This is a genomic window from Streptomyces sp. NPDC104307, from assembly GCF_055584045.1.
In genome coordinates, this window is the sequence record NZ_JBVJMU010000007.1 from 201839 (window position 1) to 209258 (window position 7420).

Genomic DNA, 7420 nt, shown 5'->3' on the forward strand with positions numbered 1-7420 from the left:
CACACGCTGCGATGCAGTCCAAACGCGATCAGGTCCACGCGCACATGTTCGTCATGGGCCGGCTGACCTCGGGCATGCTGCGCGCGGACCCTGACGCCCCGGAAAGCCCCCAGGGCCGCACCAACCGCGGGGTGGTGATCGGGATCGTGATCGCCGTCCTGCTGACGGCGGGGTCCTTCGTCCTCGGCCTGCTCAAGCCCGCCGGCACGGACTCCTGGCGCACGGCCGGGACCCTCGTCGTGAACAAGGACACCGGATCCCGCTACCTCTACCTGGGCGGCCGGCTGCGCCCGGTGCGCAACTACGCCTCCGCGAGGCTGCTCGGGGGCGCCGACATGAAGGCGACGTCGGTCGGCAACGGCTCCCTGAGCGGGACGCCGCACGGGGCACCCATCGGCATCAGCGGAGCGCCGGACGCGCTGCCCGCCAGTGCTGACCTGGACACCGGCCCGTGGCAGGTCTGTTCGGGCGGCGAGGCGGGTTCGGCCGCCACCAGCGTGGCGGTGGGCCTGCCGGCCGAAGCCGCCGGACTCCCCACCGGCCAGGGGATGCTGGTGGCGGGGCCGGACAAGGCCGGCTATCTGGTGTGGCGCGGCAGCAAGCTCCGGCTCGATGAGGACAGCCGCGCCCGTGAGGCCCTCGGCTACGGCTCCACCCCGCGGCTCCCCGTCTCCGCGCCCTTCCTGAACGCCCTGCCGTCGGGACCCGACCTGCGCTCGCCCGACGTGCCCGGCAAGGGGCAGGACGGGCCGGCGCTGGGCGGCAGGAAGGCCCGGCTCGGCGAGGTGTTCCGGGTCACCGTGCCCGGCTCCGCCGCTCGTTACTACCTGCTGCGCAAGGAGGGGCTGACCCCCCTCACCGCGACCGGTGCCGCGCTGGCACTCGGTGACCCGGAGACCCGCGAGAAGGTGTACGGGGGCGGCGCGGCGAAGGTGACCGCCCTGGGCGCGGACGTCCTGAGCAGCCATCTGGCGCCGGGCGCCGCCGAGACGGCTCAGGACCCGGGCCTGCCCTCGGCTCCGCCGGAGGCGGTGGCCCTCGGCGGGGACCGCACCGTCTGCGTACGGGTCGAGCCCGGCGAGCGCGGGCCCCGGATCAGTGTGGCCCTGACCGGGACGGGCACCTTGGGCCCGGTCTCGCAGGCGCCCCCCGAGGGGCTCACCCCGGCCTGCGTGCCGGTCGGCACGATCGCCGTACGGCCGGGTGCCGGGTCCCTGGTGCGCGCGCTCGGGGCGAGCGGGAGCGAGCTCGGCGCCACGGTCTACCTGGTGACGGACACCGGGATGAAGTACCGGGTGGGGACGGCGGACGCCCTCACGGCGCTCGGCTACTCGCAGGCCCAGGCGCGCGGACTGCCCGCGCCGCTGCTGGCGATGCTGCCGACGGGCCCGGACCTGACGAAGGAGGACGCCGCGATGGGCCGGAGCGCGAGCACGACGCCACGCTGCGAGCGGAAGTGAGCACCCGGAAACAGGAACGTCGCACGGCGCACCGCACCGTGACGCGCGAGTGGCACATCGTGGTGGTGGGGGAGATGAACACCGTGTGACGCGAGAGAAAGTCCCCGCGGCGGCGAAACGGGACGTGCGCGACGGACGTCCTGGTAGGTGAAAGTACAACTACGCCTACGTACAGGGACACAACTGACGGCGAGGCCGAATCACACTCGCGAATCGGCCGAAACACCGGGTGGGAGCGGAAAGGTGACTCAGGCCATTGAGCTCTCAACTCACCTTTCCTTAGGCTCCCTTTGTCCACCCCGTCCGGACGCCGGCCCTCCGGCCGCGTCCGTACACGCATCGCGTCGCCCGGATCTTGTGATCGGCGGCGCGGCACTCCAGGAGGCACAGGCATATGGCAGGTACAGGCGGACAGCAGTCACTGGCGTCAGCGACACAGAACGGTGTCACGGCTCTGGAAATGGCCTTCAGCGGCGTCCAGAACTGCCGGCAGGACGTGGAGAACATGAAGCACAACCTGTCCTCCGGATACGCGGGAAGCGACGGTGGCGCGTTCCAGAACCTGCTCGACCGGTGGGACTCGCAGGCGGAGATCATCTCCAAGAACCTCCGCGACATGATCGGGACGCTGGAGGAGACGATGCGCGCGCAGGGCATCCAGCAGTCCACCGCGAACGAGTCCATCCAGCAGGCACAGAGCCGCGCCGAGGAGATCTTCAACGCCCTGGCGGGCTCCACGGCCGGCAGCTGACGACCACCCCCGCACCGGGCGTTGTGACCGGCACCCGAGCCCGGCACGACCCCCATCCCGAAGCAACCGCCGCGAGACGAGGACCACGATGACCCCCCCTATGGACTTCACCGACGGCCAGATCTACGTCGACTACTCCCACATGCAGAACGCCGCCGACGACATGGTCCACCAGACCAAGGCGATCGACAGCATCCTCACCAACCTGGAGGCGGAGCTCCAGGAGCTCCAGCGCACCTGGGAAGGTGACGACAAGGCGGTGTACGGCGAGAAGCAGGCGGCCTGGGACCACGCGGTCCAGGAGATGAAGCGCATCCTCGCCGAGAACTCGTCCCTGCTGAACGACGTCTCCGACACCTACCAGTACAGCGAGAAGAACCTGACCTCGCTGTGGGAGAGCGTGCGCATCGGCAGCTGACCTGTCGTAGGGCGACACGCCCCCTGTGTCTCTTCGGGCGGCCGTCCGCGTGTGCGTCACGCGAGCGGCCGCCCGCTTCCGTGGGGCGGTGCGCCGCCTCACGCACAGCCGCGGACCGCCCTTGACCGGGCGGGAAACCTATGAAATCAGGAGTAGTGCGGAATGGCCGACAAACCCCCAGTCAATCTCAACAAGGCCTGGCTGAAGAGCTTTCTCGACAATGACGTCGTCCCGTTCCTCGCGGCGGTCAAGAAGATCCGGGAGGACGGGGACGACCCGGACGGGGTGCTGGTACCGGGGATGCGCAATCTGCAGTCCGGGGACAAGGGCGGGAAGAAGGCGCCGGGCTTCTACGACGGGCAGAAGGTGCCGCTCGCCATCGGGTTGATGGCGGGTGACAAGGACGGCCGGACCAACGGCGGTTACCTGATCAAGTCGCTGACCACGATGGTGGATCAGATCGACGAGATCCTCAAGTTCCAGGTCGAGCTCTTCGGGGAGATCGAGGACAACCTGGAGGACACCATCGAGGAGATGTTCAAGACCCAGGGCGACAACCTGGAGAAGATCGACGGGAAGAAGTTCGTCAACTTCTTCGAGGGTGTGGACGAGGTTCTCTCCGAAGGCGCCGGTGGCTCGGAGAGCGGTGGCGGGGACGACGACGATGACGACTGAGTCCGCGAGCGGGCCGGCCTGCCCGCGCCCGCCGCACGTTTCGTGAAGGCGTCATGACCGCGTGATGCCCGGGGTCATTCCGGCATGCCGCCGGGGGGCGTCATCGCCTGGCCCGTTCTCCTCCTCATCCGCCCTGACCGAAAAGGCATCCTGGCATGGCGCTCGACTCCAGCAAGGTCACCAACAAACTCACCGCCGCGAACGACAAGTGGGCCGAGGCGTCTCACTTCTTCACCGGATACAAACCACCGGCCAGGGATACGCTCTTCGACACCTTGGTCGGCAACGAGGGCATTCCGTTGATGAAGGTGGAGATATCCGACGTCGGCTACGTCGACTATGTCGACACCGAGGACATGAACTGGCTTACGGAAAACGCCGGTTACAAGATCGAGAACACCGACTTCGTCATCCCCTTCTACCACACCTCGGGTGGTGAGGGCTCCGATGTGAAGATGTACAAAGCGCGGATCTCGATGCTCGGCAACACGGGGGACGACAAGAGCCCGAACCAGGGGTACTACGAGGGCGGGAAGTTCTCCAGCCATATCGATGGCCACCTGGGGATGGACGGAAAGCCCACCTGGGATACCGAGCCGCTCACCCAGTACGCGTTCGGTGCCGGACTGGCGCTGGAGAAGGTGCGCAACGACGAGAAGAACGGCACCCACGGCTTCGCCTGGGGCGGATATCCCGTGAACGACGGCGACTCCGTCACCCTCGGCAACTTCGACGTGGTGGCCGGCAGTTTCGACCGGGTCGCCCAGTTCTTCGCCGGCCAGCAGAAGCTGGTGGAGGAGTGGCAGAGCAGGGTCGGCGAGGAGAAGGACGATGCCTGGCGGGGCAAGGCCGCAGGCGTGTTCTGGGACCTCGTCAACAAGGTGAACAAGCAGTATTCGGACTACGCCGAGGACATGACTTCGGGTTCCGGCTATTCAAAACAGGGCAATGAGATACGCGCGGCGAAGAAGGACCTCGCGGACGCGGTGGCGGATCTGCACAACGCGTGGATGAAGTGGGAATGGCGTTACGGAAACCCGCTGATCGTGCTGAACACGCTGCTGAGCGCGGTGATGGACCACGTGTGGCACAACAACATAACGAAGATCACCTATGAGATCGAGCCGGCCGGGGAGTCCTACTACACGAACTACATCGCGGAGGAGGGCTTCGACAACGAGGCCGCCATTGCGGAGACTTCTTCCTATGACAGGGAACTGGTCATTCCCAAGCAGAAGTTCGGTGAGCTCAAGGAGCTCGACACCTGGCTGAACATCGGGAACAAGGCTGTCGAGATGTGGCAGAAGACCGTCGTCGACCAGCTCGACAAGGCCGCGATCGACGCCATGGACAAGGTGCGCAGCGGCTGGAGCAACAGCAGCTTCGACCTGGGAGAGGTGAAGTCCCGGGGCAGCAGCGGAACCCTTGAGTCGGGATACAAGGAGGACAAGGCCGACGCCGCGGAGGACAAGGCGGCGAAGGACGCGGCCGATGCCAAGGCCGCCGCCGATGACGCCGCGGCCAAGCAGGCGGCGTTCATCCAGTGGCAGAAGGACCAGGCCGCCAAGGCGGAGGCGCTGCGGCTGAAGGAGAAGGCCGAGCAGGAGGCCAAGGAGGCCAAGGCCAAGGCCGAGCAGGAGGCGAAGGAGAAGGCGGCCAAGGAGGAGCAGGAGCGCAAGGAGAAGGAGGCCGAGGCCAAGGAGAAGGCGGCGAAGGCCGAGCAGGAGGCCAAGGAGAAGGCCGCCAAGGCTGAGCAGGACGCCAAGGAGAAGGCCGCCGAGCAGAAGCAGGCCGAGCAGGAGGCCAAGCAGGAGGCGAAGGAGCAGGAGCAGGAGGCCAAGCAGGAGGCCAAGGAGAAGGAGCAGGAGGCCAAACAGGAGGCCAAGGAGAAGGAGCAGGAGGCCAAGCAGGCCGAACAGGAGAAGAAGCAGGAGGAGATCCGCAAGGAGCAGGAGGCCAAACAGGCGGCTGCGCAGACCCGTTCGGAGAACATGCAGATTCTCCAGATGAAGCAGGCCAAGGAGGAACAGGAGAAGGCGAAGAAGGAGCAGGACGCCAAGGAGGCCCAGGCCAAGGCCGAGCAGGAGGCCAAGGAGAAGGAGGCGGAGCAGAAGCAGGCCGAGCAGGAGGCCAAGCAGGAGGCGAAGGAGCGGGAGCAGGAGGCCAAGCAGGAGGCCAAGGAGAAGGAGCAGGAGGCCAAGCAGGCCGAACAGGAGAAGAAGCAGGACCGCATCCGCACCGAGCAGGAGGAGCGCCAGGAACAGGAGCAGGAGAAGCAGGAGCAGAAGCAGGCGGAGCAGGAGGCCAAACAGGAGGCCAAGGAGAAGGAGGCCGAGCAGAAGCAGGCCGAGGCCCAGGCCAAGCAGGAGGCCAAACAGGAGGAGCAGGAAGCCAAGCAGGACCAGATCCGCAAGGAGCAGGAGAACAAGGAGGAGCAGTACCGGTCCGAGCAGGAGCAGCGGCAGAAGGAGGCCGAGACCAAGCAGGACGAGGTCCGGCAGGAGCAGGAGAAGAAGCAGGCCGAGGCGGAGGCCAAGTACGACAGCACCCGCCGGGAGGCCCTGAACGGCGGCGATCTGCCCGATCTGTCGCCCACCCACATCTCGGGCCCCGTCAACGACGGCGCCCTGGACATTCCCGGCGGCGGCGAGTCGCACATCGACTCCAGCGGCCGGGTGGTCACCGAGTTCCCGGACGGCTCCACCACCACGATCGACCCGGTCACCCACTCCTCGACCCTGACCGGCCCCGACGGCTCGACCAGCTCCGGTCCGCTCAACACCGGTGATCTGCTGTCCAACCCCGGCGGCAGCACCACGCACCTGGACGCGGGTGGCAACGTGGTCACGGACTACCCGGACGGCTCCACCCAGACGATCAACCCGGACACCGGCACCACCACGGTCACCCATCCGGACGGCTCGACGACCTCCGGATACGTCGACGACGGCGGCTCGTCCTTCGGCTCCGGCCACCTCAACAACGGCTCGCTCGACTACACGGCCCCCTCGTACGACTCCCACTCCTACGAGGAGGAGCTCTTCGACGAGAACCCCTACGAATCGCCCCTGGGCGGCGGCGGGGGCGCGGACGCGGCGGCCGGACCGGGCCACAACCGCCCGTTCCTGAACAGCGGCCCGTTCCCCGGCCCCACCGCCGACGGCACGGGCGGTTCGGGCGCGGCGGCCGGTGCCGGCTCGGGCGCGACGGGCGCGCCGACGGGCGGCGGCGGTGGCGGCGGCGGTATGGGTGGCGGCATGGGAGGTGGCATGGGCGGCAAGGGCGGCGGCCAGTCCGACTCCGGTGAGCGCGTCCGTAACGTGATCGACGGTGAAGTGGTCAACAACCGCCGTCCCCGTCCCGGCGCGGGCTCCCCCCGCGGTGGCCGGTACGTGGACGACGAGGTGCGTGTGGCGGCCGGTGGCCCCACCGCGGGCCGCACGCCCTTCCTCGCGCCGATGGGCGGTGGCGCCGGAGCGGGCGGCGACTCCGGCCGGACCCAAACCGAGAGCGGTGAGCGGGCCCGTGACTCGTGGGTGCCGGAGGACGAGGACGTATGGGGGACGGACGAGGGCGGCGCGCCCGCGGTGATCGGACGATGAGCGTGACGGGGGCGGGCCCCCGTAGCGGGCGTATCCACAGGAGCAGTCGGAGAGGTGTCCGTTGAGCGAGTCGATGGAAGCGAAACTGGCCCAGGCCATGGCCGAACTGACGGCGGTGCAGGAGGCCGTCGCACGGGCCGAGGGCGAACTCGGCCAGGCCTCGGCCACCATCCGTTCACGGGACCGCGCGGTCGAGGTCACCGTGGGCCCGCAGGGTGAACTGACGGCACTGAAGTTCCCGGACAACAAGTACCTGAACATGACGGGCCCTCAACTGGCTTCCTCCGTGATGGAGGCGGTCCAGGAGGGGCGCTCCCGGATGGCCCGTAGAGTGATCGAGGTCTTCGAGCCGCTGACGCGGGCCGGCGGCGGCGCGACCGGCCTCAGGGGCGTCGACATCGACTGGGACCGGGCCTTCGGCTCGGCACTGGACGATCCGGCCGGGGGGCGGAGGCGTTCCACTGCCCGGCTGCACGACGAGATCCACGAAGACACCGACTGACTTCGGGAAGCG

6 protein-coding genes are annotated in these 7420 nt (G+C 68.2%); all 6 read left to right on the top strand.

Annotated features, from left to right (window positions below):
* Nucleotides 1–11: 11 nt before the first annotated feature.
* Complete coding sequence (gene eccB, locus ACZ601_RS20460) at nucleotides 12–1460, top strand: type VII secretion protein EccB (RefSeq protein ID WP_469539852.1); 1449 nt, start codon at nucleotides 12–14, stop codon at nucleotides 1458–1460.
* A gap of 394 nt (nucleotides 1461–1854) precedes the next feature.
* Nucleotides 1855–2211, top strand: a complete 357-nt coding sequence (locus ACZ601_RS20465; RefSeq protein WP_440574490.1) for a hypothetical protein — start codon at nucleotides 1855–1857, stop codon at nucleotides 2209–2211.
* Nucleotides 2212–2299: 88 nt separating this feature from the next.
* On the top strand, nucleotides 2300–2629 hold the full coding sequence (locus ACZ601_RS20470; protein WP_440574491.1) for a WXG100 family type VII secretion target: 330 nt from the start codon (nucleotides 2300–2302) through the stop codon (nucleotides 2627–2629).
* 162 nt (nucleotides 2630–2791) lie between these two features.
* Nucleotides 2792–3304, top strand: a complete 513-nt coding sequence (locus tag ACZ601_RS20475) for a type VII secretion system-associated protein (RefSeq protein WP_469539856.1) — start codon at nucleotides 2792–2794, stop codon at nucleotides 3302–3304.
* A 155-nt stretch (nucleotides 3305–3459) separates the two neighbouring features.
* Nucleotides 3460–6906, top strand: coding sequence for an AAWKG family protein (locus ACZ601_RS20480; RefSeq protein WP_469539859.1), 3447 nt, complete (start codon nucleotides 3460–3462; stop codon nucleotides 6904–6906).
* A gap of 61 nt (nucleotides 6907–6967) precedes the next feature.
* Nucleotides 6968–7408 (top strand): YbaB/EbfC family nucleoid-associated protein, encoded by a 441-nt coding sequence (locus tag ACZ601_RS20485; protein WP_469539862.1) that lies wholly within the window; start codon nucleotides 6968–6970, stop codon nucleotides 7406–7408.
* Nucleotides 7409–7420: the final 12 nt, after the last annotated feature.

What these genes read in the sequence shown, in the direction of transcription:
- eccB (WP_469539852.1), top strand. Translation starts at nt 12, where the DNA reads ATGCAGTCCAAACGCGATCAGGTCCACGCGCACATGTTCGTCATGGGC.
- ACZ601_RS20480 (WP_469539859.1), top strand. Translation starts at nt 3,460, where the DNA reads ATGGCGCTCGACTCCAGCAAGGTCACCAACAAACTCACCGCCGCGAAC.
- ACZ601_RS20475 (WP_469539856.1), top strand. Translation starts at nt 2,792, where the DNA reads ATGGCCGACAAACCCCCAGTCAATCTCAACAAGGCCTGGCTGAAGAGC.
- ACZ601_RS20465 (WP_440574490.1), top strand. Translation starts at nt 1,855, where the DNA reads ATGGCAGGTACAGGCGGACAGCAGTCACTGGCGTCAGCGACACAGAAC.
- ACZ601_RS20470 (WP_440574491.1), top strand. Translation starts at nt 2,300, where the DNA reads ATGACCCCCCCTATGGACTTCACCGACGGCCAGATCTACGTCGACTAC.